The organism is Streptomyces sp. SDT5-1, assembly GCF_052245995.1.
In the GTDB taxonomy this organism is placed as follows: domain Bacteria; phylum Actinomycetota; class Actinomycetes; order Streptomycetales; family Streptomycetaceae; genus Streptomyces.
Map to the genome: position 1 here is coordinate 4,806,561 of NZ_CM125963.1, position 23,738 is coordinate 4,830,298.

Genomic DNA, 23,738 nt, shown 5'->3' on the forward strand with positions numbered 1-23,738 from the left:
TGGCAGCGCAGGACGGGGTTTCGCACCCGTCTGTTCGAGCCCCGGCGAGACGCGTCGCACAGTATGCCGTACGCGTACTCCTTCGCGCTGGAATATGCCCGAAGCGCTTGTTGGGGTGACTGTACGTCAACCATGCTGTGTCTCAAGGGGTTCACGTTCCGTGATCCCCCTCGCTGGACAGCACGGTAAGTGGCGCGAGGCAGTACTCCAGCGGTCCCGCCGGATTCGGATGGTGTGAGCGGTGCAGGTGCTTCAGGTGCAACTGGAGATCGGGACCGACCCCGCAGAGGTGGGTCGGGCCCGCAGGTGGGCGCGGTCGCGCCTCGCCGGTTCGGGGCTGGGGGGCGACGACTCCCTGGCCGAGACGCTGATTCTGATCGTCTCCGAACTGGTCACCAACGCCGTGGTGCACACGGGCCGGCCCGCCGTGCTCCGGATGGCGCTGCCCGGCGGGGTCCAGGCGGCGTGCGTCGGGACCGTCCGCGTGGAGGTCGCCGACATCAGCGACCGCCCGCCCGCGCCCCGGCAGGCGGACGGCGAGGAGACGAACGGGCGGGGGCTCGCCCTCGTCGACGGTCTCGCGGACCGCTGGGGCTGGCGCCCCGAGGGTGCGGGCAAGGCGATCTGGTGCGAGATCGACCAGTGCGCGTCGACGTCGGCCGGAGCGTTCCCCGGCGTCACGTTCGAAGCGGTCTGACCGCACCGCCTCCCGCGCCCACGCGGGCCGTGCCTTCTCAGAACACCGCGACCGGGGCGACCGGTGTGCCCGTGCCGCCCTGGAACGGCTCGGGCATCGCCGACAGCAGGAACGAGAAGCGCCCCGTTTCTACACAGGCTGTGGACAAGGATTCCAGATTCCAGTTCTGCCCCTGGAGCATCCCCATCTCGACCAGGTCGAGGGCGTGCACCGGCAGCCACAGGTTCTCGATCTCCGGCGGGAAGATCTCGAAGGTCAGCGTGTCGTTGGCGACGGCCGCCACGTCCCGCGCGTGGAACCACTCCGGCGTCCGCACCGAAAGGCCGGGTGACGGATAGCCGTACCCGTGCTTGTCCCCGGCCAGATACACCTGGAGCTGTCCGGTGCGCACGAGCACGATGTCGCCCGCCCTGACCGTCACCCGGCCGAACTCGGCGGCCTCGTCGAGGTCCTCGGGCGTGACCGCGTGGTCCCCGGGCAGCCGGTCGAGCCCCTTCGCCGCCGCCACGTCGAGCAGCACTCCGCGCGAGACGATGTACGGCGCCTTGTCGATGCCGCTGAACTCGGCGCCGCGGTGCGCCGTGATGGTGTCGGCGGGGCGGCCGTTGTAGAGCCGGCCCGAGTGCGAGACGTGCGTGAGGGCGTCCCAGTGGGTGGCCGCCTGGAGGCCCATCGTCACGGCGTCGTCGCTGGTGGCGACCGTGTCCGGGCCGAAGATCTCCTGGTTGATCTGCACCATCGTGTGGAACGGGTTGATGCGTCCCGGGATCAGGCCGGACTGCACCCCGTCCTCCTTGAGGGGCAGCGCGAGCGGCACGCGGCGGCCCGTGCGGACCTCGGCGGCGGCCTCGCGCACCACGTCGTCGGTGACGAGATTCAGGGTGCCGATCTCGTCGGCCTCCCCCCAACGCCCCCAGTTGTTCACGCGTTTGGCGATGTCGTGGAACTCGGCGGGCAGAGGCATCGGGTCCTCCCGGGTCTTGTGTTCCAGGTCTTGTGTTCCGGCGGACGACTGGTCGTACACTCCGACCGGAGAGAAAATCTAACGGACCGTCAGAAACCGCGGGAAGGGGCCGGGCATGGGGAACTTCTTGGCAGGCAAGGTCGTCGCCGTCACGGGAGCGGGTCGGGGCATCGGTCGGGCGGTGGCACTGGCGTGCGCCGCCGAGGGCGCCAAGGTCGTCGTCAACGACTACGGGGTGTCCATAGAAGGCGGTGAACCCACGTCGGACGTGGCGCAGGGCGTCGTCAAGGAGATCGAGGCGGCGGGCGGGACGGCGGTCGCGGTCGCCGACGACGTGTCCACCATGGCGGGCGGGCAGCGGATCGTGGACACGGCCGTGCACGAGTACGGGCGGATCGACGGGGTGGTGTGCGTCGCCGGGATCCTGCGCGAGCGGATGCTGTTCAACATGTCCGAGGAGGAGTGGGACCCGGTCGTCCAGACCCACCTCAAGGGCACCTTCACCGTCTTCCGCGCCGCGTCTGCCGTGATGCGCAAGCAGAAGTCCGGCACCCTCATCGGCTTCACCAGCGGGAACCATCAGGGCTCCGTCGCCCAGGCCAACTACAGCTCGGCCAAGGGCGGCATCATCTCGCTGGTGCGCAGCGCCGCCCTCGGCCTGCACAAGTACGGCGTGACCGCGAACGCCGTCGCCCCCGTGGCCCGTACCCGGATGTCCGCGAACGTGCCGATGGAGCTGAAGGAGATCGGGGAGCCGGAGGATGTCGCCGCCTTCGTCGTCTATCTGCTCAGCGAACGGGCCCGCGAGGAGAAGATCACCGGGCAGGTCTACACCGTCGCAGGGCCGAAGATCGCCGTGTGGGCGCAGCCGCGCGAGCTGCGCGCCGGGTACGCGGACGGCGGGCCGTGGACGCCGGAGAAGATCGCGGACTTCCTGCCGGGGACGGTCGGCACCGACCCCATGCCGATGCTGACGCAGCTCGAGGAGATGGCCAGGGCGGCGGCCGCCAAGGACCGGCCCAACCAGTGACGGGGGTGGCGGGTCGTGGAGTTCGGCTTCGGCAAGGCGGACGAGTCCTTCCGGGTGGAGGTCAGGGAGTGGCTCGAGAAACATCTGGACGAGCGGTTCACGGCCGCCGTGGGGCGCGGCGGCCCCGGCAGTGAGCACGAGGGCGGCGCCGAGCGCCGCGCCTGGGAGAAGGAGCTGGGCACCGGCGGCTGGATCGGCATCGGCTGGGGCCGCGACGGCTTCGGCAACCGCGTCGCCACGCTGACCCAGCAGGTCGTCTGGGCCGAGGAGTACGCGCGCGTACGGGCGCCGGGCCGCTACGGCCACATCGGCGAGAACCTCCTCGCCCCGACCCTCCTCGCGTACGGCACCGAGGAGCAGCAGCGCCGCTTCCTGCCGCCGATCGCGCGCGGCGACGAGCTGTGGTGCCAGGGCTACAGCGAGCCGGGGGCGGGCTCCGACCTGGCATCCCTGCGGACGTCGGCGGCGCGGGGGAGCGACGGCCGCTGGCGGGTGAGCGGGCAGAAGGTGTGGACGTCGCTCGCGCACGAGGCCGACTGGTGCTTCGTCCTCGCCCGCACGGACCCGGACGCCCGCCGCCACCAGGGCATCTCCTTCCTCCTGGTCCCCATGGACCAGCCGGGCCGCATCGACGTACGGCCGATCCGGCAGCTCACCGGGACGAGCGAGTTCAACGAGGTGTTCTTCGACGGGGCCGTCGCCGAGGAGGTCGTCGGCGGCGAGGGCGAGGGCTGGAAGGTCGCCATGGGCCTGCTCGCCTTCGAGCGCGGCGTGTCCACGCTGGCCCAACAGGTCGGCTTCGTCGAGGAGTTGCGGGCCGTCGTGCGGGCGGCCGTCGTGGGCGGCGCGATCGAGGACCCGCTCGTACGCGCCGGGCTCGTCCGTCTGTGGTCCGAGCTGCGGACCATGCGGTGGAACGCGCTGCGCACGCTCGGCGGGGCCCCCGACGCGGGCGCGCCGAGCGTCGCGAAGCTGCTGTGGGGCGGCTGGCACCAGCGGCTCGGCGAGCTGGCGCTGCGGGTGCGGGGCGCGGCGGCGGCCGTGGGCCCGGCGGACTGGACGCCCGAAGCGCCCTACGTACTCGACGAGCAGCAGCGCCTGTACCTGTTCAGCCGGGCCGACACCATCTACGGCGGCTCGGACGAGATCCAGCGCACCATCATCGCCGAGCGGGTGCTCGGCCTGCCCAGGGAGGCCACGTGAGGGGTGTTGTGTTCGACGGCCGAGAGGCCGTGGTCGTCGACGACTTGGAGATACGGGACCCGGGGCCCGGCGAGGTGCTCGTCGGCGTCGCCGCCGCGGGGCTCTGCCACAGCGACCTGTCGGTGATCGACGGCACGATCCCCTTCCCGCGCCCCGTGGTGCTCGGGCACGAGGGCGCGGGCGTGGTGGAGGCGGTGGGCGCGGGCGTGACCCACGTCGTGCCCGGCGACCATGTGGCGCTGTCCACGCTCGCCAACTGCGGGGCGTGCGCGGAGTGCGACCGGGGCAGGCCGACGATGTGCCGCAAGGCGATCGGGATGCCGCAGAAGCCGTTCTCGCGGGGCGGGAAGGACCTCTACCAGTTCGCCTCGAACTCGGCGTTCGCCGAGCGGACCGTGGTGAAGGCCGTGCAGGCGGTGAAGATCCCCCAGGAGATCCCGCTGACCTCGGCCGCGCTCATCGGCTGCGGGGTGCTCACGGGCGTGGGCGCGGTCCTCAACCGGGCGCGGGTCGACCGCGGCGACACCGTCGTCGTGATCGGCACGGGCGGGGTGGGGCTCAACGTGCTCCAAGGCGCGCGGGTGGCGGGCGCCCTGCGGATCGTCGCGGTGGACTCGAACCCGGCGAAGGAGGAGGTGGCGCGACAGTTCGGCGCGACCGACTTCCTCACCGACGTCGGTGCCGTGCGGGAGGTGCTGCCGGACGGCGCCGACCACGTCTTCGAGTGCGTCGGCCGGGTCGAGCTGATCCGCGCCGCGATCGACCTGCTCGACCGGCACGGGCAGGCGGTGATCCTCGGGATGCCGGCGGCCACGGCGGAGGCCAGCTTCGTGCCCGCCGAACTCTTCCTCGACAAGTCCGTCCTCGGCTGCCGCTACGGCTCCTCGCGCCCGCAGCGCGACATCAGGCTGTACGCCGATCTGTACGCGCGGGGCCGGCTGCTCCTGGACGAGCTGGTGACGCGGACGTACCCGGTGGAGGAGTTCGACGCGGCGGTCGCGGACGCGGAGGCGGGGAAGGTGGCGCGGGGGGTGCTGACCTTCTGAGGCGAGGGTGCGGCCGGGTCTGACGGCGTGCGCCGCACCTCTTCCCATCTGACGACCCGTCAGCTTCAATGGATTTCATGATGGGACACGCAGGGATGGCGGCCACCGTCGTCCGCTACCTCAGGTCGGTCGGTGCTCCCACAGCGGAGCCGCCTCCCCTGGACGTGCTGCCGCGCCCCGACCTGCGGGCGGTCGGCGACGACGAGCGGGCGCCCGTCGACCCGGCCGAATTCCGCCGCGTACTGGGCGAGTTCGCGAGCGGCGTGACCGTGGTGACGGCGGCCGACCCGGAGACGGGGGCCGCAGGGTTCGCCTGCCAGTCCTTCGCGTCCCTCTCCCTCGACCCGCCGCTGGTGGCGTTCATGGTGGCGCGTACGTCGACGACCTGGCCGCGGATCGCGCGCGCGGGGTCGTTCTGCGTGAACGTGCTCGCCGAGGGCCAGGGCGAGCTGTGCCGGGGCTTCGCGGTGAGCGGGGCCGACAAGTTCGCGGGCGTGCGGTACGACGAGGCGCCCGTGTCGGGGGCGCCGCGCATCGACGGGGTGGCCGCGTGGATCGACTGCGCGATCCACGCGGTGCACACGGGCGGCGACCACCTCATCGTGGTCGGCCGGGTGACGGCGCTCGGCGCGGAGGGGAACGGGGCGGGGCCGCTGGTGTTCCACCGGGGCGCGTTCTCCGCACTACGCGACTGAGGGCGCGAGGGCGGGGTCCGCCGCGCGACCGCGCCGGATGATCAGCGACATCAGCGCCGCCGCCGCGCACAGCGCTCCCGAGGCGTACCAGACGACGTCGTACGACCCGAAAACGTCCCGCGCGACACCGCCGAGGAAGGCCACGACCGCGGCCCCCACCTGGTGCGAGGCGAGCACCCAGCCGAACACGATCGCGCTGTCCTCGCCGTAGTGCTCGCGGCACAGGGCGATGGTGGGCGGCACGGTGGCGACCCAGTCGAGGCCGTAGAAGACGATGAAGAACAGCATCGGCGGCCGGACATCAGGTGCAAGGAGCATCGGCAGGAAGAGCAGCGAGATGCCGCGCAGCGCGTAGTACACGGCGAGCAGCCGCCGCGCCTCGATGCGGTCCGTGAACCAGCCCGACGCGACGGTCCCGACGACGTCGAAGACGCCGATGACGGCGAGCAGCGACGCGGCCGTGGTGACCGGCATGTGGTGGTCGTGGGCGGCGGGCACGAAGTGCGTCTTGACCAGGCCGTTCGTCGAGGCGCCGCAGATGGCGAAGGTGCCGGCGAGCAGCCAGAACGGGCCGGTGCGGGCGGCCTTCGCGAGCACGGTGACGGCGCGCTTCCCCGCTCCCCGTACGGGCGGCGGCTTCGGCACGAACTCCTTGGCCCCGTACGGTTCGACGCCCGCGTCGGCCGGATGGTCGCGCAGCAGCAGCCACACCAGCGGCACGACGGCGAGCGCGGAGAGGGCCACGGTCACGGCGGCGGGCCGCCAGCCGTGCCGGTCGACGATCCAGGACAGCAGCGGCAGGAACACCAGCTGCCCCGAGGCGCCGGCGGCGGTCAGCACCCCGGTGACGAGCCCGCGCCGGGCGACGAACCACCTGTTGGTGACGGTGGCGGCGAAGGCGAGCGCCATCGAACCGCTGCCGAGCCCGACCAGCACACCCCAGTACAGGACGAGCTGCCACGCGGCGGTCATCCACACGGTGAGCAGCGACCCCGCGGAGATGACGGTCAGCGCGACCGCGACGACCTTCCGGATGCCGAAGCGGTCCATGAGGGCGGCGGCGAACGGGGCGGTGACGCCGTACAGCGCGAGGTTCACGGAGACGGCGAAGCCGATCGTGCCGCGTGACCAGCCGAACCCGGTGTCCGGATCGTGCAGCGGGTCGATGAGCAGCCCCGGCAGGGAGGCGAAGGCGGCGGCGCCGACGATCGTCACGAACGTGACGGCGGCGACCGCCCAGGCGCGGTGCGGGCGGCGGCGTCTCGGGCGGGTGCCGGGCCGCGCGTCCGGCCGCGGCTTGCCCTGTGTCTGCGTCTCGGTCTGCGTCTCGGTCACATGAGCAGCTTCGGGGATCTCCTCCCGCGGAACGAGTGGCCCGAATGCCATTGTTCGCTAGGATCGGGCCATGGCTTCCCGCATGGAACGGCACGCCCCGCACCGCGTCGCGGTGCTCGCCCTCGACGGCCTCATCCCCTTCGAGTTCGGCATCCCGCAGCGCATCTTCGGCCGTGCGCGCGATGCGGCGGGGGAGCGGCTGTACGAGGTGGTGACCTGCGCGGTCCGCGAGGCCGGGCGGGTGCGGACCGACGCGGACTACGCGATCCACGTCGAGCACGGCCCGGAGGCGCTGGGGACGGCGGACACGGTGATCGTGCCGGCGTCGTACGAGATGGGCCCCGTCTACGAGAAGGGCGTCCTGACGCCCGACCTTGAAGCGGCACTGGCGTGGATCCGGCCCGGTACGCGCATGGTGTCCATCTGCACCGGAAGCTATGTGCTCGCCGCGGCGGGGCTGCTCGACGGGCGGCCCGCGACCACGCACTGGGCGGACGCCGACCACTTCCAGGCGCTCTTCCCGCACATCAAGGTCGACCCGAACGTCCTGTTCATCGACGACGGTGACGTGCTGTCGTCCGCGGGCGTCGCGGCCGGCATCGACCTGTGCCTGCACCTCGTACGGCGCGACCACGGGTCGGCGATCGCCAACGACGTGGCCCGGCGCACCGTCGTACCGCCCCACCGGGACGGCGGCCAGGCCCAGTACATCGAACGCCCGCTCCCGGAGCCGCAGTTGGCGTCCACGGCGCGAGCCCGCGCGTGGGCCCTGGATCACCTGGGCGAGCCGATCCAGCTCCGCGACCTGGCGGCTCGCGAATCCCTCTCGGTCCGTACGTTCACGCGCCGCTTCCGGGAGGAGGTCGGGGCGAGCCCGGGTCAGTGGCTGACGGCCCAACGGGTGGAGCGCGCCCGCCACTTGCTGGAAACGTCCTCGCTCTCCATGGACGAGGTCGCCCACCACTCCGGCTTCGGCACGGCCCAGTCCCTCCGCCAGCACTTCCACGCGTCGGTGGGCGTCACGCCGACGGCGTACCGCCGCACGTTCCGGGCGGGTGCGCCGGGGTAGGCGGTGGGGCTCCGCCCCGGCTCCCGCTGCTCAATCGCCGCAGGGGCTCGATTTGATTTGCCTGCCTGCACCGCCCCACCGGGCCTCCCGTTTCCGAGCTCTTTGACTCCGCCGCCCAATTTCCCACCCACCCGCCCCCTCCAGGGGCTCCCGGTCCGCCGGGGTTTCGGCCACGTGGGTCGCTTTGCGGGACTGTTCCGGCTACCCGTCCTTACGCCTCGGGGCGCTGCCCCGGCCCCCGCTGCTCAATCGCCGCAGGGGCTCGATGTGCCCACCTGCACCGACCCGCCGGGGCCTCCCGTTTGCCGGGCCCGTTGGCTCCGCCGCCCAATTTCCCACCCACCCGCCCCCTCCAGGGGCTCCCGGTCCACCGGGGTTGCGGACGCGCCTCGCCGTGCCGGAGCGCCCCCGACTCGCTTCGGCCCTGGGTGAGGGGCGCCCCCCCAAGGGCCGAGACGAGATCGGGGTTATGGGAGACGCGCGCCTCGGGAGTCGGCGATGCGCAGGGTCTGCGAAAGGGATTCGGTCAACCGGCGTGCGATGAAACGGAGTTCCACCGTCGCCACGTCCGCGTTCACCAGCAGGCCGCGGGACAAAGCCAACACTTCACGCGCGTCCGCCAGTTGCTCGTACTCGATCCGGTCCGCCAACCGCGAGAGGTGACCGTCCGGGTTGTCCGTCACCAGGTACGCGGCGCACCCGTTCTCGCCCGGCCAGGGCAACAGCCGTGCGCTCATCGCGCGCCTCCCGCCACCGGGACGCGAACACCGTGGATGTGCCGGGGCCCGGTGTCGATGCCCAACGTGGCGAGGTAGAGGGCCCGGCGCCGTTCGCGCTGGGCGCGGTGTTCCTCGGGCGTCAGGACGTAGGGCCGTACGAGCGCGTGCGCCGCGGCGTCCAGCGGTTCGGTGTGCCGGGGCGGCGGCGCCGGTACGGCGGGGACGGGCACGGTGAGGCGATGGCGGCCCGGGGGTGGTGGGGTGCACAGACCCAGCACCCAGGTCAGCATTCGAACGATAAGGTCCAGCATGTTGGCGCCTCCTGGAGGGCGTTGACCATGCCCCCGGGCCGGTTGCAGCGGTCGCGGGGGTCAGCCTTCGGCTGATGCGCCAACTCTATGCACACCTGCGCACAGCTGTGGTCAGATCACTGAGGTGATCAGATATCTACAGGTGCATGCGCAGAGGTGAAGGAATACGGTCACTCTGTGGACTACGAGATTGACCGCACCCGTATCGTCTGGCGACAGATCGCCGCCGTATTGGCGCACCGCATCGCCACCGAGGAGTACCCGCTGGGGAAGCGATTCCCGTCGGTCGCGGACGTGGCCGCGGAGTTCGACGTGTCCACCAGCACTGGACAGAAGGCCCTCTACCAACTCCGCGACGCCGGACTCCTGAGGATGGAACACGGCCTGGGCACCTTCGTCGACGACGACGGCCCCGAGCTCGCCAAGAACGAACCCTTCGGCCCGCTCCCACGCGCCAAATGACTGTGACGGGAGATCACGGCCCAGCCGTGATTTCCCGTCACAGTCGTGCGCGCCCCCTCAACGCCCCCTGAACTCCGCCCTCCTGCGCTCCACGAAACTCGCCACCCCCTCCTGCGCGTCCCGCGTCGTCATGTTGAGTTCCTGCGCCGTGGCCTCCGCCGCGAAAGCCGTGGGGCGGTCGGTGTCGAGGGAGGCGTTGATCAGGGACTTGGTCAGGGACAGCGCGCGCGTGGGGCCCGTCGCGAGACGTTCCGACCAGTCGCGGGCCAGTTTCGGGAGCTCGGCGTCGGGGACGACGCGGTTGACGAGGCCGAGGCGTTGCGCGTCGGCCGCGGGGAGCGCGTCGCCGAAGAACATGAGTTCCTTGGCGCGTTGCGGGCCGATCAGGCGGGGGAGGAGGTACGCGCCGCCGCCGTCGGGGACGAGGCCGCGGCGGACGAACACCTCGATGAAGCGCGCGGACTCCGCCGCGAGGACCAGGTCGCAGGCGAACGCGAGGTGCGCGCCGATGCCGGCAGCCGTGCCGTTGACCGCCGCGACGACCGGCTTCTCGCAGTCCTGGACCGCGGCGATGAGCCGCTGCGCGCCGAGCCGGATCATGCGGGAGACGTCGCCCACGACCCGTTCGTCCGAGTCCGGGCTCCCGCCCCGCAGGTCCGCGCCGGCGCAGAAGCCCTTGCCCGTCGCGGTGATCACGACGGCTCGTACGTCGGGGTCGGCGGAGGCCTCCGCGAGGAGCGCGATGACGCGTTCTCGCTGGTCCCAGGTGACGGCGTTCATGGCTTCGGGGCGGTTGAGGGTGATCCACGAGACGCCGTTGTCAGTGGTGTGGAGTACCAATGAGTCCAGGGACTCCTTCGGTTCTTCGGGGTGGTCCGAGGCTGCGGGGGAGGCTTGTGTCATGGGGGAGCTCCGTCTTGGGAGTGGGTCGGCGGCGGCCGGTGCGGCGGCCGGTTCAGTGGCAGACGGCGAGGGCGTCGAGGGCGACCGCGCCCTGGCCGCGCGGCAGCACCATCAGGGGGTTGATGTCGAGTTCGGCGAGGTCGTCGCCGAGTTCGAGCGCCATCCGCTGGACGCGCAGGACGACCTCGACCAGCGCGTCGATGTCGGCAGGGGGCGCCCCCCTGACCCCGTCGAGCAGCGCCCGCCCGCGCAGTCGGTCGAGGACGGCCCGCGCCTGGGTCTCGCCGAAGGGCGGCACGGCGACGGCGGTGTCGCGCAGGACTTCGACGAGTACGCCGCCGAGGCCGACGGTGACGGTGGGGCCGAACAGCTCGTCGTGGGTGACGCCGACGACCATCTCGACGCCCCGCTCGACCATCTGGCAGACGAGGACGCCGTCGAGGTCGATGCCTTCGTAGCGGGCGATGTCGGTGAGCTCGCGGTACGCGTCCCGGACCTGGCTCGCGGACGTCAACCCGACCTTGACGAGGCCCAGTTCGGACTTGTGGGCCAGTTGGGGAGCCGACGCCTTCATGACGACGGGGTAGCCGACGAGGGAGGCCGCCCGCACCGCCGCCGCGGCGCTCGTCACCAGCTGCTCGCGCGGCACCCGGATCCCGTACGCCCGCAGAAGCTGCTTCGCCGCGTGCTCGCTCAGCTGGTGGCCGGGGCGCATCAGGGCCTGCGCCTTGCGGAAGGAGGGCGACGGCGTGCGCGGCGCCTCGTCGAAGGGGGAGACGTACGAGGCCGTGAAGCGATGGTGGTCCAGATAGGCGCGGACCGCCGTGATGCAGTTGGCGAAGGTGCGGAAGGTGGCCACGCGGGAGGAGCCGAGGAGTGTGGTGCGGTAGGCGTCCTCGGTGCCGACGGGCGATCCCCACACCACGCACACCAGCTTGTCAGTCTGTTCCGCCGCGTCCACCAGGTCCTGGGCCAGCTTGTCGCTCATGGGCGGGAAGGGCCCGGTGATCGGGCAGATCAGGACGCCGACGGACGGGTCGGCGAGGATCGCGTCGATGATCTTGCGGCCCCGCCAGTCGCCGACGGGGTGCCCGCCGTTGTCGACGGGGTTCGCCACGCTCAGATAGTCCGGTATCCACTGGTGGAGTTCGTCCTGCTTCTCCTGCGGAAGGGCCGGCAGGTCGAGGCCCGCCTCCGTCGCCAGGTCGGAGAAGTGGGCGCCGGTGCCGCCGGAGATCGAGTAGACGACGACGCCGTCCGCCTGCGGCTTCTTGGCGCGGGCCAGGAGGGCGGCGGTGTCCTGGAGCTCGTCGAGCCCGTCGACGCGGATGACGCCGAACTGCCGCATCGCCGCGTCCACGACGGCGTCGGCGCCGGTGAGCTTGCCGGTGTGCGAGGCCGCGGTGCGGGCCCCGGTCTCGGTGCGGCCGACCTTCACGGCGACGACCGGCACGCCCTCGCGCGCGGCCCGGTCGGCGGCGAGCAGGAACGAGCGGCCGTCCTTGAGCCCTTCCACATAGCAGGCGATGGCGCCGACCTCGGGGCGCTGCGCGAAGTACGAGATGAAGTCGGCGGTCTCGAGGTCGGCCTCGTTTCCGGTCGGCGCCCAGTGGGACAGCCGGATGCCCAGCTCCTGGAGGGAGAAGACGGGGCGGCCCTGGTGGCCGGACTGGGTGATCAGCGCGATGGCCGGACCGTCGAGGTCGTCGCGGAAGCGCTCGAAGGCGTTGAGGTTGGTGTTCGGGCCGAGCAGCCGGAGCCCGGACCGCTGGACGGCGGCGGAGAGCCGCTCCTGCGCGGCGGCGCCCTCGTCACCGGTCTCGGCGAACCCGGAGGCGAAGGCGACGGCGAACTTCACCTTGGCGTCGGCCAGTTGCTCGACGACGGGCAGCGGATCGGCGACCAGCAGCACGGCGAGGTCGACCTGCTCCGGCAGTTCGGCGACGGAAGGGGAGCAGGGGAGGCCGAAGACGGACTCGCGCGTCGGGTGCACGGGATACAGGCGTGCGCCGACCCGCTCCGCCCAGCCCATCAGCTGCCGGGTGATGCCGGTGTTGGGCCGCCCCTCGGCGTCGGACGCGCCGACGACGGCGACGGCCTCGGGCCGGAAGAACCGGTCGAGGTCGGGTACGTCGGCGTGCAGCGGGCGCCCGCTGACGTCCGGCTCGTCGGTGCCGGCCCGCCCGTGCACGGCGGGTCCGGGCTGCTCACCGCAGGCGATCACGCGGGCCCGGCGGGAGTCGGTGGTCAGGGTGCCATACGTCGATCCAAGCATCGGTCCGCCCGCTCCTGTGTGTCAGCGACATCTCTTGCCTGTGCAGTGCCTTGAAGTCCCCCCCGGAATAACTGACGCATAGTCAGATTACTGAACTGACACTGTGTCAGGAACAGGGCTGCAGGCAAAGAGATGGGGCGAATGTCGGCGACGGGCCCCCTACGCGGCCATCGCGCGGTCATCGCGCGGCCACCGCGCGGCCGTCACGCGGCCGTCTGCTTGGCCACCGCCTTGCCGATGCGGCCCGCGTCGAGGGCCAGTTCGCGGAGCATGCCGCTGATGGGGTTCGTGTAGCCGGTGAAGTGCAGTCCGGGGGCGGCCGACCTGCGCAGCGGCTCGGCGAGCGGGCGCCCGGTGGCGGGGTCGAGGACGTCGAGGTGGCCGACGAGGTCCTCCAGGCCCTGCCGGTAGCCGGTGGCCGCGATCACCGTGTCCGGGGTGACGCGGGTGCCGTCGGAGAGGACCACCGTGTCCGTGTCGAAGGAGGTGACGGCGGCGACGGGTTCGACCTTCCCGTTCCGCACGGCGTCGACGAAGCCGACGTCCTGCACCGGGATGGCGCCCTCGCGCGCCCGTGAGTAGAGGCCGGTGTCGGGGCGCGGCAGGCCCTGTTCGGCGAGGTCGGGGACGCTCAGCCTGCCGAGCGGCGCCGCGAGCCGGTCGACCAGGCCGACCGGCAGCCGACGGCAGAGTATGCCGGTGCGCTGGGCGGGCCAGCCGAAGGTGGAGCGGCGCACGATGTGCGGCGTGGTGCGCACGGCGATGCGGACGCGCGCGGCGCCGCCCTCGGCGAGGTCGACGGCGATCTCGGTGCCGGTGTTGCCAGCGCCGACGACGAGGACGTCCCGGCCGGTGAAGGGCGCCGGGTTGCGGTACTCGCCCGCGTGCAGGAGCTTGCCGGTGTACGAGGAGGCGCCGGGCCAGTCGGGCAGGTGCGGGGTGTGGTTGTAGCCGGTGGCGACGACCACGGCGGCCGAGGTCAGCTCGCGCCCGCCGGTGGCCCGCAGCAGCCAGCCTGAGCCCTCCGGGTCCCGGTCGACGCGGGTGACCTCGACGCCGGTGACGACCTCCAGGTCGTGGTGCTCGGCGTACTTCTCCAGGTAGCGCAGCACGTCGTCGCGGGCGACCCAGCGGCCGAAGCGGCGCGGCATCGGCAGTCCCGGCAGACCCGAGAGGCGGCGGGTGGTGTGCAGGTGGAGGCGGTCGTAGTGGCCGCGCCAGGAGGCGCCGACGCGGTCGGACTTCTCCAGGACGACGGCCCGGACGCCGTGCGCCCGCAGCCCGACGGCCGCGGCGAGTCCGCCGGGCCCGCCCCCGATGACGTAGACGGGAGGGCGTTCATGGCTGCGTTCCGGTGCGGAGGGGTGGTCGGCCATGTACGGAGCGTAGGACGGCGCGCGTTTGAAGGGGCGCGGTCAAGACGGAAACCGGTTGCGAATTGATCACGGGGGCGCGGACGGAACGGTCCGGTGCGGGGGCCTTGCGGAGGCGCCGGTGGATGCGCTGAACTGGCAGCCCCGAGTAACTGACGTACCGTCAGAAAATGTAGGAGGGGCCGGACTTCATGGACGCGATAGGGCTCAGCGGCGCCGAATGGCTCGCCGTGCTGCGCATCGGGCTCGGCCTGTGGTGGCTGGAGAGCTGGCGGCACAAGGACAAGAAGGGCTGGTTCGAGCGCGGCACCGGCATCGCGTGGGCGGCGGACGTCGCGGGCAAGCACAAGTGGAACGCGGTGCGCAGCGGATTCGACGTCGTCGTGAAGCCGCGCCCCAAGACGATGGCGTACGTCGTCGTCTATGCCGAGCTGGCGCTGGGCCTCGGCCTGATCCTCGGCCTGCTCACGCCGATCGCGCTGGTCGGCGGGCTGCTGCTCAATCTCCTCTACCTCACGCTGATGATCCACGACTGGGCCGAGCAGGGGCAGAACGCGATGATGGGCCTGATATCGCTCGTCGCGCTGTTCGCCATGTCCTGGCAGACCTGGTCCCTCGACCACGCGATCGGACTGTTCTCATGACGGCGACCGAGGTGCGATTCGACGTCCCCGAGCCCGACGCGTTCACCCGGCCCTACTGGGACGCGGCGGCCGAGGGCAGGCTGCTGCTGCGGCACTGCGCGGCGTGCGGGCGCGATCACCACTATCCGCGCGAGTTCTGCCCGTTCTGCTGGAGCGACTCCCCGGACGAGGTGGGGTGGCGGGAGGCGAGCGGCCGGGCCACGCTCTACACGTGGTCCGTCGTGCACCGCAACGACCTGCCGCCCTTCGGCTCCCGCACCCCCTACGTCGCCGCGGTCGTCGACCTCGCCGAGGGCCCGCGCATGATGACCGAGGTGGTCGGGTGCGAGGAGGCGGACCTGCGGATCGGGATGGAGCTGACGGTCGACTTCCGCGAGGGCGGCGACGGCTTCGCGATCCCCGTGTTCAGGCCCGCCCCGTGATCAGCCCGCTGACCCCCGCGCGCCCGGTCACGGCCACAGCAGTTCCTTGACCCAGCCCTCCGCCGTGCGCCGGTACCGAAGGCGCACGTGCCGGCGGCGGGCGTCGCCCTGGAAGAACTCCACCTCGTCCGGGGCCAGCTCGTACACCGTCCAGGACGGCGCGGGCGCCTCCGGCTCGCGCTGCGCCCGCTCCCACGCGGACTGCGAGGCGCGCTCCAACTCCTCGTACGAGCCGAGGGTTTCGCTCTGGTGGCCGACGAGGGCGGAGGCGAGCGCGCCGGTCGAGCGGGCGTGCAGGTCGGCGTGCGCGATCTCGGGCGGTGCCGTGCGGACGGGCCCGCGGACGCGGACCTGGCGGCCCTGCACCGGCCAGTAGAAGCCGAGCGCCGCGTACGGGCGGGCGGCGAGCTGGCGGCCCTTGGCGCTGCCCGCGTGCGACGCGAAGTGCCAGCCGTGCGCCTCGTCGGCGCCGTGCAGCATCACGGTGCGGACGTCGGCGCGGCCCTCGGCGTCGGTGGTGGCGAGCGACGGGGTGTGCGGCTCGCGCTGCCCCGCCGCGACGGCCTCGGCGAACCACCGTGTGAACAGCGGCAGCGGCGCTTCGGGGGTGTCCTCCGGGTCGAAGGCGGGCAGCTCGGTGTCCCATACGCGCAGGCCGCGCAGGAGGGCGTCCAGATCGTTCTCGGGTTCCATGCCCCGATTCTCGCCCCTGCCCGGCCTGCCCCGCCCGACCGGCACCGCTCCCGCGCCAGGACGCCGCTCACGTCAGTCCCGCCCCAGCACCACGGTCCCCGCCGAGCAGAACCAGCCGCCCGTGCCGGACGCCACCGCGAGGCGCGGCAGGGTGCCGTCCGCGCGGCGCACCTGGTGGCCGCCCGCCTCGCCGCGCAGCTGCCTGGCGGCCTCGACGAGGAGGAACAGGCCGCGCATGCCGGGGTGTTGGGCGGAGAGGCCGCCGCCGTCGGTGTTCGTGGGGAGCTCCCCGTCGTGCCGGAGCCGGCCCTTCTCGACGAAGGCGCCGCCCTCGCCCTTCGCGCAGAAGCCCAGGTCCTCCAGGGTCACGAGGGTCATGTACGTGAAGGCGTCGTAGATCTCCGCGATGTCGATCTCGTCGGGGCGCACCCCGGCCCGTTCGAACGCGAGTCGGCCGCTGACCGCCGCGGGGGAGACGGTGAAGTCGTCCCACTCGGACATCGTGGTGTGCGAGACGTGCTCGCCCGCGCCGAGCACCCACACCGGCGGCTTCGCGCAGTCGCGCACCAGGTCCTCCGCGACGAGCAGCACCGCCGCGCCGCCGTCCGAGCGGATGCAGCAGTGCAGCTTGGTGAACGGGTCGGCGATCATCGGCCCGTCGAGCACGTCGTCGACGGTGATCGGGTCGCGGAACATGGCGTCGGGGTTGCGGGCGGCGTTCGCGCGGGCCTGCACGGCGACCTGGGCGAGCTGCTCCAGGGTCGTGCCGTGCTCGTGCATGTGGCGGCGGGCCGCCATCGCGTACTTGGCGATCAGCGAGTGCCCGTACGGGACCTCGAACTGGAGGGGGCCGCGGGCTCCGAAGGAGAGGTTCGACGTGCGCCGCTTGGCCTTGATGTCGGCGCGGGCCGTGGAGCCGTAGACGAGCAGGACGGCCCGCGCGTGCCCGGCGGCGATCGCGTCCGCCGCGTGCGCCGCCATGACCTCCCAGGTGGAGCCGCCGACCGAGGTGGAGTCGACCCAGCGCGGCTTGAGCCCCAGGTACTCGGCGACCTCGACCGGCGCGAGGGTGCCGAGGCCCGCGCTCGCGAAGCCGTCGACGACGTCGGGCGTGAGCCCCGCGTCGGCGAGCGCCCGGCGGGCGGCCTGGGCGTGCAGGGCGTAGGGGGTGGCTTCGTCGACGCGGCCGCAGTCGGAGAGGGCTATGCCCGTGATGGCGACCTTGCTTCGGGGCTCAGTCATGGATCTGACGGTACATCAGATAAGCTGGCGTGCAGGAGGGTGCGCACCTCTGGGCATCGCGCGGTCGCCGCCTTAACATGACGCCCCGTCAGAAAGGGGCCCACATGGACGCCAGGTTCACCGAGGAACAGCAAGAGATCCGCCGCACCCTGCGCGAACTCGCCACCAAGCGCTGCACCCCGGACGACGTCAAGGCCGCCGCGGCCACCCCCGCGGGCCATGACCTCGCCCTGTGGGGCACCCTCAGCACGGACCTGGGGCTCCCGGGGCTCGCGCTGCCCGACGAGCACGGGGGAGTGGGCGGCACGCTCGTCGAGCTCGCGCTCGCGGCCGAGGAGCTGGGCCGGGTGCTCGCGCCCACCCCGCTGCTCGCCACCAGCGGCCTCGCGGCCCCGCTGATCTCCGCGCTCGGCACCGACGCCCAGCGCTCCGCACTGCTGCCGCGGATCGCCGACGGTGCCCTGACCGCGACCCTCGCCGTGCCGGGCACCGGGCTCGCCACCGCGCTCGGCCTCGTCGCCGACAACGCCGGGGACTGGGCGGGCGGCGGCCGGGCCGGCGGCGTACAGGCCAGGTGCGGGGAGGACGGCTGGCGGCTCTACGGCCAGGCCGAGCAGGTCCTCGACGGCCACAGCGCGGGGCTGCTGCTCGTCGCCGCGCACACCGGCGGCTTCGCCCGCTCCCGCACGCTCCTCTTCCTGGTGCGCGCGGACGCCCCGGGACTGGCCCGCGTACGGCAGACGGCCATGGACGCGACGCGGCCGCAGGCCCGCGTCGAACTGCGCGACGTCGAAGCCGAGTTGCTGGGGGCCGAGGACGCCGATGTGGCCGGTGCGCTCGCCGCCGTCGGCGACACCGCCGCCGTGCTGCTCGCCGCCGAGGCCGTCGGCGCCGCGGACCGGGCCCTGGAGCGGACCGTCGACTACGTGAAGGAGCGGGAGCAGTTCGGCCGCCCCGTCGGCTCCTTCCAGGCCGTCAAGCACCGCCTCGCGGACGTGTACGTGCAGGTGCAGGCCGCGCGCTCGGCGGCGTACTACGCGGCGTGGGCGGCGAGCACCCCCGGCGAGAGGCCGGTCGGCGGGCTCGCGCTCGCGCAGGCGCTCGAAGCCCTGCGCACCGGGGCGGGCGAGGCCGTGCAGCTGCACGGCGGCATCGGCTTCACCTGGGAGCACGACGCGCACCTGTACCTCAAGCGGGCCGCCGGTGACGAGCTGCTGTTCGGGCCCGTGCACCTGCTGCGGGACCGCGCGGCCGAGGCGGCCGACCTGTTCGCGCCCGCCCTGGAGGTGGCGGTCTGATGGCGCCACCAGGGGTCGGGCTGGTGCAGAAGGTGTCGTCGACGCGGACCTTCGCACGCCTCGCGCCGCACGTCATCCCGGTCGTGGACCGTGCCGTGCACCGGCTCACCGGAGGGAAGGTGCTGCTCAGCGCGCAGATGCTGCCGGGGGTGATCCTCACGGTGCGGGGCGCGAGGAGCGGGATCGAGCGGCGTACTCCACTCGCGTGCATGCCCGAGAAGGGGCGGGACACGTGGCTGCTCATCGGGTCGAACTTCGGGCGTCCCGGCCACCCGGCCTGGACCGCGAACCTGCTCGCGCACCCGGACGCCGTGATCAACTGGCGGGGCACCGACATCCCGGTGACGGCCCGGCTCCTGGAGGGTGAGGAGCGGGCGGAGGCCTGGGCGGCGGCGCTGACGTTCTGGCCGCCCTACGCCACGTACCAGCGGCGGGTGGAGCGGGAGATCAGGCTGTTCCGGCTGGAGCGCCGGTCCGCGTAGGAGCGCAACTGCAACAGCGGCGGCTCACGTTGCACCACGCGAACCGCCGCTGCACGACAGGACCAGAGAAGAGTTACTTGGTGGGCTTCTTTCCGGTCACGCCCAGGTGCACCAACAGCGCGAGGTTCGGCTTCAGTTCGGCCTGCTTCACACCCCAGGACTGGAAGCCCTTCTGGTGCGAGGCGACCGCGGCGAGCATGGCGACCAGCGAACCGGCGACCGCGGCCGGGCTCACGTCCTTGTCGACCTTGCCCTTGTCCTGAAGCTCCTTGACCGCGTCCGCGAGGGAGTTGTTCACCGAGTTGAGGATCTTCATGCGGAGCTTGTAGAAACGCTTGTCGCCCTCGGCCGCGCCGAGGTCGACGACGCGCAGGATCGCGTCGTTCTTGCGCCAGAACTCCAGGAAGCCGTCCACGAGTTCCTGCGCGGTGGTCCAGCCGGCCTTGCCGACCCAGGAGCGGTCCGCGACCAGTTCGGTCAACCCGGCTCCCTCGGTGGCCATTTGCTCGGCGATCTCCAGGACGGCGCCCTCGACGTCCGGGAAGTACTGGTAGAAGGTCGCGGGTGACGTGCCCGCCTTGCGCGCGACATCAATGACTTTGACGTCCCGGTAGGGCGAGGAGCTGAGCATCTCGCCGAGGCAGTCGAGCAGCTTCTGACGTGTTGCCTGACCACGCCGTCCGGCCACACGGCCGTCGACGGTCCGTACTTGTCCTGTCATGCCGTCAGCTTACCGAGGGGTGATCGGAGCGCGATCTGGCCGACTGCAAATGGGGTTGGGTGCTGTGGCCGCCGGTCAAATGACGCGCCGTGAGGGACCGGAATTGGCCAAACGTTCGAATTTGAAGAGCAGTGGCCCGGTGGGCCTGGCTAGCGTGACGCGCATGCGCCCCGCCCGCCGCGACCGGCTCGCCTTCCCCGAATTTCCCGAAGGGGCCCCGTGCTGGGCCGACGCCCGGCTTGCGGACGTCGAGGCGGGCAAACGGTTCTACGGCGATCTCTTCGGCTGGACCTTCGACGAGGGCGCGGGCGCCCAGCGCGACTACTACACGGCGGCGTACAGCGAGGACCGCGGCGTCGCCGCGCTCGCCCCGGCGAACCTCGGCGTCCAGTGGCGGCTCCACCTCGCCGTCCGGGACGCGTACGCCACCGCCGAACGGGTCTTCGCGGCCGGCGGGCACATCGTGGCGGGTCCGCTGTCCGGCGGCACCGAGGCCACCGTGGCGCTCGCCCGCGGCCCCGAGGGCGCCGCTTTCGTGCTGCGGCAGCCCGGCAGCCACCGGGGTTTCGAGCGGACCGGAGGCATCGGCGCGTTCTGCGGCGCCGAGCTGCTCACCCCCGACGCCGCGCTGAGCGATTCCTTCTACGGGTCCGTATTCCAGGAGGGGGCCTTCGGGGACGCCGTGCGCCGCAGGGTCGTCCCCGAAGGGCCGGGACGGTTCCTGCTGCACTTCGGGTGCGCGGACGCCGGTGCCACGGCCGCGGCCGCGGCACGGCTCGGCGGACGGGTCCTCGCGGGCCCGCACCCCACCTGGTGCGGGAGGGCGGCCGTGATCGAGGATGATCAAGGGGCGGTGTTCGCGGTGTGCGAGCAGACGGACGAGCAGGCGGCCGATCAGGCGGCCGAGCAGGCGTAAAGGCCCTTAATGCTCCGAGACACCCCGTTTTGACCCGAGGTTCGCAACTGAGGGCCGAGACAGGAAGAATCGGGGTGCGTGCCGCCGTGGCGCTTCGGTGGTGAGACGCTGACGGGGGCCGTGAGTGCGGTGGCCCGCACGGGGAGGTGGCAGGCAAGTGGTGGATCAGCTGACGCAGCACGATCCGAGGCGGATCGGTCCGTTCGAGGTCCTGGGACGGCTCGGCGCGGGCGGCATGGGTCTGGTCTATCTGGCGCGCTCGGCGTCCGGCCGACGCGTGGCGATCAAGACGGTGCGCACGGAGCTCGCCGAGGACCAGCTGTTCCGGGTGCGTTTCACGCGCGAGGTCGAGGCGGCGCGGGCGGTGTCCGGCTTCTACACGGCCGCCGTCGTCGACGCCGACCCGCGCGCGGCCGTGCCCTGGCTCGCGACCGCGTACGTACCGGCGCCCTCCCTCGAGGAAATAGTGAACGAGACCGGGCCGCTGCCGGCCCAGGCCGTGCGCTGGCTCGCCGCGGGCGTCGCCGAGGCCCTCCAGTCGATCCACGGCGCGGGCCTCGTGCACCGCGACCTCAAGCCGTCGAACGTGCTGGTCGTCGAGGACGGCCCGCGCGTCATCGACTTCGGCATCGCGTCCGGCGTCTCGAACACGCGCCTGACCATGACGAACGTCGCCGTGGGCACGCCCGCGTACATGTCGCCCGAGCAGGCGAAGGACTCCCGGAGCGTGACCGGGGCCTCCGACGTCTTCTCGCTCGGCTCGACGCTGGTGTTCGCGGCGACCGGGCACGCCCCGTTCCACGGCGCGAACCCCGTCGAGACCGTGTTCATGCTGCTGCGCGAGGGCCCCGACCTGGAGGGCCTGCCGGAGGAGCTGCGGCCCCTCCTGGAGGCGTGCATGCAGATGGACGCGGCGCAGCGGCCCTCGCCCGCCGACCTCCAGGCGCAGCTCGCCCCGCACCTGTTCGGCGCGGGCAGCGACGACAGCGGCACCGCGTCCGCCTGGCTGCCCGAGCGGTCCGTCGCGCTGATCGAGTCCCGCCGCGGCGGCCGCCCGGCGCCGAAGGCCCCCGCTACCCGGGCGCCGGGCCCCGGCGCGCACGCCGCCCCGAACGGGCACGGCGCCCCGATCCCCGCGATGCCCTCGCAGCCGCCCGCCCCGCCCCGCTCGCCCGTCTCCCCGCCCGTCGGCACGGACGGCTGGCGGCACTCGCCGGTGCCCGCGGGCCAGAGCCTCGTCGCCGACGGGCCCGTGCACCTGGCCGGGGCGCAGGTCCCGATCGGTCCGGGGCCGCGGGTCGCCGACGCGCGGGCCGCCGCCGTGAAGGCGCCGCCCGCCGAGTCCGGGCTCGCGGGATCCTGGTCCCGCTCCAAGCCCGCCGTGAACGGCTCGCACGAGCCGGCCGTGCCCGCGCCCGCCGTCGCCGACGGCGCCGCCTGGCGGCCCTGGCGCTTCCGCATGTCGAACGACGTGTGGGGCACGCCCGCCGTCGCCGGCGACCTCGTCTACGTCACGTCGTTCGAGGTGCACGTCCTGGACGTGGCCACCGGAAGGCGCCGCTTCAAGACCCGCGACGTCGCCTGGTCCATGGCCGTCGCCGACCAGCGCATCCACGCCTCCGACGGACCCACCCTGTGGGCGCTCGACGCCCGCGACGGCGGCGATCTGTGGCGGATCCAGACCGACGCCTGGGTGTACGCGCTCCAGGCCGATGGCGGTATCGTCGTCACCGCGACCCGCGGCGGCGGCGTCCAGGCCCGCGAGGCCGCCACCGGCGAGCTCCGCTGGGAGGTCACCGGCTGCCAGACCGAGTTCGAGGCCGCAGAGGCCGGACCCGTGGTGCACGAGGGCACGGTCTACGTGTGGCAGGACGCGCGGCTCCGCGCCCTCGACGCCCGCACCGGCGACGAGCGCTGGTCGTACCCGGTCGGCGACGCGGCCTCCTGCGGCGGCGTCCCGATGCGCCTGACGCCCGCGTCCGACGGACACGTGTACGTCGCCGCCGGCACCCGCGTGCTCGCCGTCGACGCCGCGTCCGGGCACGTCCGCTGGCACTTCGAGGCGCCCGCCGTGTTCCTCAGCCCGCCCGCCTTCGCCCCCGGGCCCGCGGTCACCGGCGGCGGCGTGTACCTCGTCGACCACCTCGGCACCGTGTATGCGCTGGACGCCACGGACGGCCGCGACCGCTGGCGCATCGCCACAGAGGCCAGGCCGTCGGCGGTCGACCCGGTGCTCGTCGCGCAGGGCCACGTCCACGTCGGCAGCGGCCAGGGCCTCTACACCCTGGACGCCGTGACCGGCACCCCGAAGTGGCGCTTCCAGGCAGGCGGCGAGATCGTCGGCGCGCCCGTGGTCGCGGACGGCCGGATCCACTTCGGTTCCACGGACCACCTGCTCTACACGCTGAAGGCGGACGACGGCAGGCTGCGCTGGAAGCTCGCCACCGGCGGCGAGATCACCGGCACCCCGGTCGTGAAGGACGGCGTCGTCTACGCCTGCAGCAAGGACCGCTGCGTGTACGCGCTCGACGCGGAGAAGGGCACGGGCACCAGCCGCTAGCCCTCTCGAAGACGGCCGTCGTACCAGCCACGGAAGGGGTGAGGGACGGCGGCCGTCGCTCCGGGGGTCCCGTTCCCGACGCTACGCCGACCGAGTGCCCCCTGCCACGCGGAGCCCGCCCCCGATAGGGTGCCCGGCGTGATGAAACGGGGACTGAAACTGACAGCCGTGGCGACCCTGATCGTGCTGGCCCTCACGGGCTTCACCACCGGGCGCGGCGGACACTCCAAGAGCCGCAGCAGCAGTGGCGGCGGGGGAGGGTGCAGCAGCTCCTCCCAGAGCCACGACTCGACGACCTCGCACGTGTCCAAGGGCTCGTCGGGCAGCGGCAGCCGCAGTGGTACCGGCTACACCCGGACCCGGCACCGCTCCACGACCTCGGCGTCGCCCACGAGCAGCGCGCGGGACGCCACGGTGAAGCTCCTGCGGTGCGCCGACGCCCACCAGACGTACGCCCTGGTGTCCGTCACCAACCCCAACAGCAGGCAGGTGCGCTTCGACGTGCACGGCACCTTCGCGGGCGCGGACGGCGGCACCGTCGCCGACCGGCACAAGGTCGTCGAGGTGCCCGCGCGCGGCAAGGCGACCGCGCAGCTGCCGGTCGGCGGGAAGTCGCTCGCCGCCGACGTCGACCACTGCGTCGTCGACCCCTACGCCGTCGCGCTGCGCTGACGCCGC

24 protein-coding genes are annotated in these 23,738 nt (G+C 72.8%); 14 read left to right on the forward strand and 10 right to left on the reverse strand.

Annotated elements, in window-relative coordinates:
* Positions 1-241 precede the first annotated feature (241 nt).
* On the forward strand, positions 242-697 hold the full coding sequence (locus ACTWJ8_RS22190) for an ATP-binding protein (RefSeq protein WP_356375356.1): 456 nt from the start codon (positions 242-244) through the stop codon (positions 695-697).
* A gap of 37 nt (positions 698-734) precedes the next feature.
* Here the strand turns inward: ACTWJ8_RS22190 and ACTWJ8_RS22195 are convergent, their stop codons facing one another.
* Positions 735-1,661 (reverse strand): cyclase family protein, encoded by a 927-nt coding sequence (locus tag ACTWJ8_RS22195; RefSeq protein ID WP_443260093.1) that lies wholly within the window; start codon positions 1,659-1,661, stop codon positions 735-737.
* Between the two features lie 115 nt (positions 1,662-1,776).
* Here ACTWJ8_RS22195 and ACTWJ8_RS22200 point away from each other — a divergent pair, with 115 nt between their 5' ends.
* From ACTWJ8_RS22200 to ACTWJ8_RS22215, 4 genes are all read left to right on the forward strand, one after another.
* Positions 1,777-2,691 carry an SDR family NAD(P)-dependent oxidoreductase gene (locus ACTWJ8_RS22200; RefSeq protein WP_443260094.1) on the forward strand — a complete coding sequence of 305 codons (915 nt, stop codon included), beginning with the start codon at positions 1,777-1,779 and terminating at the stop codon, positions 2,689-2,691.
* Positions 2,692-2,706: 15 nt separating this feature from the next.
* Positions 2,707-3,894 (forward strand): acyl-CoA dehydrogenase family protein, encoded by a 1,188-nt coding sequence (locus ACTWJ8_RS22205; protein ID WP_443260095.1) that lies wholly within the window; start codon positions 2,707-2,709, stop codon positions 3,892-3,894.
* Positions 3,891-4,940 (forward strand): Zn-dependent alcohol dehydrogenase, encoded by a 1,050-nt coding sequence (locus tag ACTWJ8_RS22210; protein WP_356375344.1) that lies wholly within the window; start codon positions 3,891-3,893, stop codon positions 4,938-4,940. Before ACTWJ8_RS22205 ends, ACTWJ8_RS22210 begins: the two co-directional genes overlap by 4 nt.
* A 77-nt stretch (positions 4,941-5,017) precedes the next feature.
* On the forward strand, positions 5,018-5,635 hold the full coding sequence (locus ACTWJ8_RS22215; protein ID WP_356375341.1) for a flavin reductase family protein: 618 nt from the start codon (positions 5,018-5,020) through the stop codon (positions 5,633-5,635).
* Here ACTWJ8_RS22215 and ACTWJ8_RS22220 read toward each other — a convergent pair.
* Positions 5,624-6,970, reverse strand: coding sequence for an MFS transporter (locus ACTWJ8_RS22220; protein WP_443260096.1), 1,347 nt, complete (start codon positions 6,968-6,970; stop codon positions 5,624-5,626). The two genes, ACTWJ8_RS22215 and ACTWJ8_RS22220, sit on opposite strands and share 12 nt — an antisense overlap.
* 70 nt (positions 6,971-7,040) lie before the next feature.
* Between ACTWJ8_RS22220 and ACTWJ8_RS22225 the strand changes: the two genes are divergently transcribed.
* Positions 7,041-8,039, forward strand: a complete 999-nt coding sequence (locus ACTWJ8_RS22225; RefSeq protein ID WP_356375335.1) for a GlxA family transcriptional regulator — start codon at positions 7,041-7,043, stop codon at positions 8,037-8,039.
* Between the two features lie 467 nt (positions 8,040-8,506).
* Here the strand turns inward: ACTWJ8_RS22225 and ACTWJ8_RS22230 are convergent, their stop codons facing one another.
* Positions 8,507-8,776: a hypothetical protein gene (locus tag ACTWJ8_RS22230; protein WP_443260097.1), complete on the reverse strand. Its 270-nt coding sequence runs from the start codon at positions 8,774-8,776 to the stop codon at positions 8,507-8,509.
* Positions 8,773-9,069 carry a hypothetical protein gene (locus ACTWJ8_RS22235; protein WP_356375330.1) on the reverse strand — a complete coding sequence of 99 codons (297 nt, stop codon included), beginning with the start codon at positions 9,067-9,069 and terminating at the stop codon, positions 8,773-8,775. Before ACTWJ8_RS22235 ends, ACTWJ8_RS22230 begins: the two co-directional genes overlap by 4 nt.
* 177 nt (positions 9,070-9,246) lie before the next feature.
* On the opposite strand from ACTWJ8_RS22235, the gene ACTWJ8_RS22240 reads away from it, so the two are divergent.
* The gene (locus ACTWJ8_RS22240) at positions 9,247-9,531 is read left to right on the forward strand and encodes a winged helix-turn-helix domain-containing protein (RefSeq protein WP_443260098.1); all 285 of its coding nucleotides are present in this window, start codon (positions 9,247-9,249) and stop codon (positions 9,529-9,531) included.
* Between the two features lie 57 nt (positions 9,532-9,588).
* Here ACTWJ8_RS22240 and ACTWJ8_RS22245 read toward each other — a convergent pair whose 3' ends face one another.
* From ACTWJ8_RS22245 to ACTWJ8_RS22255, 3 genes are all read right to left on the reverse strand, one after another.
* Positions 9,589-10,434 (reverse strand): enoyl-CoA hydratase/isomerase family protein, encoded by an 846-nt coding sequence (locus ACTWJ8_RS22245; RefSeq protein ID WP_443260099.1) that lies wholly within the window; start codon positions 10,432-10,434, stop codon positions 9,589-9,591.
* Positions 10,435-10,486: 52 nt separating this feature from the next.
* Positions 10,487-12,709 carry an acetate--CoA ligase family protein gene (locus tag ACTWJ8_RS22250; protein WP_443260100.1) on the reverse strand — a complete coding sequence of 741 codons (2,223 nt, stop codon included), beginning with the start codon at positions 12,707-12,709 and terminating at the stop codon, positions 10,487-10,489.
* Between the two features lie 203 nt (positions 12,710-12,912).
* On the reverse strand, positions 12,913-14,085 hold the full coding sequence (locus ACTWJ8_RS22255) for a flavin-containing monooxygenase (RefSeq protein ID WP_443260101.1): 1,173 nt from the start codon (positions 14,083-14,085) through the stop codon (positions 12,913-12,915).
* Between the two features lie 188 nt (positions 14,086-14,273).
* On the opposite strand from ACTWJ8_RS22255, the gene ACTWJ8_RS22260 reads away from it, so the two are divergent.
* Both ACTWJ8_RS22260 and ACTWJ8_RS22265 read left to right on the forward strand, forming a co-directional pair.
* Positions 14,274-14,726 (forward strand): DoxX family protein, encoded by a 453-nt coding sequence (locus ACTWJ8_RS22260; protein WP_443260102.1) that lies wholly within the window; start codon positions 14,274-14,276, stop codon positions 14,724-14,726.
* The gene (locus tag ACTWJ8_RS22265; protein WP_443260103.1) at positions 14,723-15,148 is read left to right on the forward strand and encodes a Zn-ribbon domain-containing OB-fold protein; all 426 of its coding nucleotides are present in this window, start codon (positions 14,723-14,725) and stop codon (positions 15,146-15,148) included. The genes ACTWJ8_RS22260 and ACTWJ8_RS22265 overlap by 4 nt, the downstream gene beginning before the upstream one ends.
* A gap of 27 nt (positions 15,149-15,175) precedes the next feature.
* Here ACTWJ8_RS22265 and ACTWJ8_RS22270 read toward each other — a convergent pair whose 3' ends face one another.
* Entirely contained in the window at positions 15,176-15,841 is a 666-nt protein-coding gene (locus ACTWJ8_RS22270) for a pyridoxine/pyridoxamine 5'-phosphate oxidase (protein WP_443260104.1), read from the reverse strand.
* A 72-nt stretch (positions 15,842-15,913) separates the two neighbouring features.
* A complete protein-coding gene (locus ACTWJ8_RS22275) occupies positions 15,914-17,083 on the reverse strand; it encodes a thiolase C-terminal domain-containing protein (protein ID WP_443260105.1) in 1,170 nt (389 codons plus the stop codon).
* A 104-nt stretch (positions 17,084-17,187) separates the two neighbouring features.
* Between ACTWJ8_RS22275 and ACTWJ8_RS22280 the strand changes: the two genes are divergently transcribed.
* Both ACTWJ8_RS22280 and ACTWJ8_RS22285 read left to right on the forward strand, forming a co-directional pair.
* Positions 17,188-18,381 carry an acyl-CoA dehydrogenase family protein gene (locus ACTWJ8_RS22280; protein ID WP_443260106.1) on the forward strand — a complete coding sequence of 398 codons (1,194 nt, stop codon included), beginning with the start codon at positions 17,188-17,190 and terminating at the stop codon, positions 18,379-18,381.
* Positions 18,381-18,863 (forward strand): nitroreductase family deazaflavin-dependent oxidoreductase, encoded by a 483-nt coding sequence (locus ACTWJ8_RS22285; protein ID WP_356375300.1) that lies wholly within the window; start codon positions 18,381-18,383, stop codon positions 18,861-18,863. The genes ACTWJ8_RS22280 and ACTWJ8_RS22285 overlap by 1 nt, the downstream gene beginning before the upstream one ends.
* Before the next feature lie 73 nt (positions 18,864-18,936).
* On the opposite strand, the gene ACTWJ8_RS22290 is transcribed toward ACTWJ8_RS22285, so the two are convergent.
* Entirely contained in the window at positions 18,937-19,584 is a 648-nt protein-coding gene (locus tag ACTWJ8_RS22290; RefSeq protein WP_356375297.1) for a TetR family transcriptional regulator, read from the reverse strand.
* Between the two features lie 163 nt (positions 19,585-19,747).
* Between ACTWJ8_RS22290 and ACTWJ8_RS22295 the strand changes: the two genes are divergently transcribed.
* The 3 genes from ACTWJ8_RS22295 to ACTWJ8_RS22305 all read left to right on the forward strand — a co-directional run bounded on the left by ACTWJ8_RS22295 (position 19,748) and on the right by ACTWJ8_RS22305 (position 23,732).
* On the forward strand, positions 19,748-20,500 hold the full coding sequence (locus ACTWJ8_RS22295; protein WP_443260107.1) for a VOC family protein: 753 nt from the start codon (positions 19,748-19,750) through the stop codon (positions 20,498-20,500).
* Positions 20,501-20,657: 157 nt separating this feature from the next.
* The gene (locus ACTWJ8_RS22300) at positions 20,658-23,060 is read left to right on the forward strand and encodes an outer membrane protein assembly factor BamB family protein (protein ID WP_356375292.1); all 2,403 of its coding nucleotides are present in this window, start codon (positions 20,658-20,660) and stop codon (positions 23,058-23,060) included.
* 168 nt (positions 23,061-23,228) lie between these two features.
* Positions 23,229-23,732, forward strand: coding sequence for a hypothetical protein (locus ACTWJ8_RS22305; RefSeq protein WP_443260108.1), 504 nt, complete (start codon positions 23,229-23,231; stop codon positions 23,730-23,732).
* Positions 23,733-23,738: the final 6 nt, after the last annotated feature.

Coding starts and splice junctions, on each gene's coding strand:
- ACTWJ8_RS22270 (WP_443260104.1), bottom strand. CDS start 15,841: ATGGAACCCGAGAACGATCTGGACGCCCTCCTGCGCGGCCTGCGCGTA.
- ACTWJ8_RS22230 (WP_443260097.1), bottom strand. CDS start 8,776: ATGAGCGCACGGCTGTTGCCCTGGCCGGGCGAGAACGGGTGCGCCGCG.
- ACTWJ8_RS22265 (WP_443260103.1), top strand. CDS start 14,723: ATGACGGCGACCGAGGTGCGATTCGACGTCCCCGAGCCCGACGCGTTC.
- ACTWJ8_RS22200 (WP_443260094.1), top strand. CDS start 1,777: ATGGGGAACTTCTTGGCAGGCAAGGTCGTCGCCGTCACGGGAGCGGGT.
- ACTWJ8_RS22245 (WP_443260099.1), bottom strand. CDS start 10,434: ATGACACAAGCCTCCCCCGCAGCCTCGGACCACCCCGAAGAACCGAAG.
- ACTWJ8_RS22250 (WP_443260100.1), bottom strand. CDS start 12,709: ATGCTTGGATCGACGTATGGCACCCTGACCACCGACTCCCGCCGGGCC.
- ACTWJ8_RS22280 (WP_443260106.1), top strand. CDS start 17,188: ATGGACGCCAGGTTCACCGAGGAACAGCAAGAGATCCGCCGCACCCTG.
- ACTWJ8_RS22255 (WP_443260101.1), bottom strand. CDS start 14,085: ATGGCCGACCACCCCTCCGCACCGGAACGCAGCCATGAACGCCCTCCC.
- ACTWJ8_RS22195 (WP_443260093.1), bottom strand. CDS start 1,661: ATGCCTCTGCCCGCCGAGTTCCACGACATCGCCAAACGCGTGAACAAC.
- ACTWJ8_RS22285 (WP_356375300.1), top strand. CDS start 18,381: ATGGCGCCACCAGGGGTCGGGCTGGTGCAGAAGGTGTCGTCGACGCGG.
- ACTWJ8_RS22295 (WP_443260107.1), top strand. CDS start 19,748: ATGCGCCCCGCCCGCCGCGACCGGCTCGCCTTCCCCGAATTTCCCGAA.
- ACTWJ8_RS22235 (WP_356375330.1), bottom strand. CDS start 9,069: ATGCTGGACCTTATCGTTCGAATGCTGACCTGGGTGCTGGGTCTGTGC.
- ACTWJ8_RS22275 (WP_443260105.1), bottom strand. CDS start 17,083: ATGACTGAGCCCCGAAGCAAGGTCGCCATCACGGGCATAGCCCTCTCC.
- ACTWJ8_RS22260 (WP_443260102.1), top strand. CDS start 14,274: ATGGACGCGATAGGGCTCAGCGGCGCCGAATGGCTCGCCGTGCTGCGC.
- ACTWJ8_RS22215 (WP_356375341.1), top strand. CDS start 5,018: ATGATGGGACACGCAGGGATGGCGGCCACCGTCGTCCGCTACCTCAGG.
- ACTWJ8_RS22290 (WP_356375297.1), bottom strand. CDS start 19,584: ATGACAGGACAAGTACGGACCGTCGACGGCCGTGTGGCCGGACGGCGT.
- ACTWJ8_RS22225 (WP_356375335.1), top strand. CDS start 7,041: ATGGCTTCCCGCATGGAACGGCACGCCCCGCACCGCGTCGCGGTGCTC.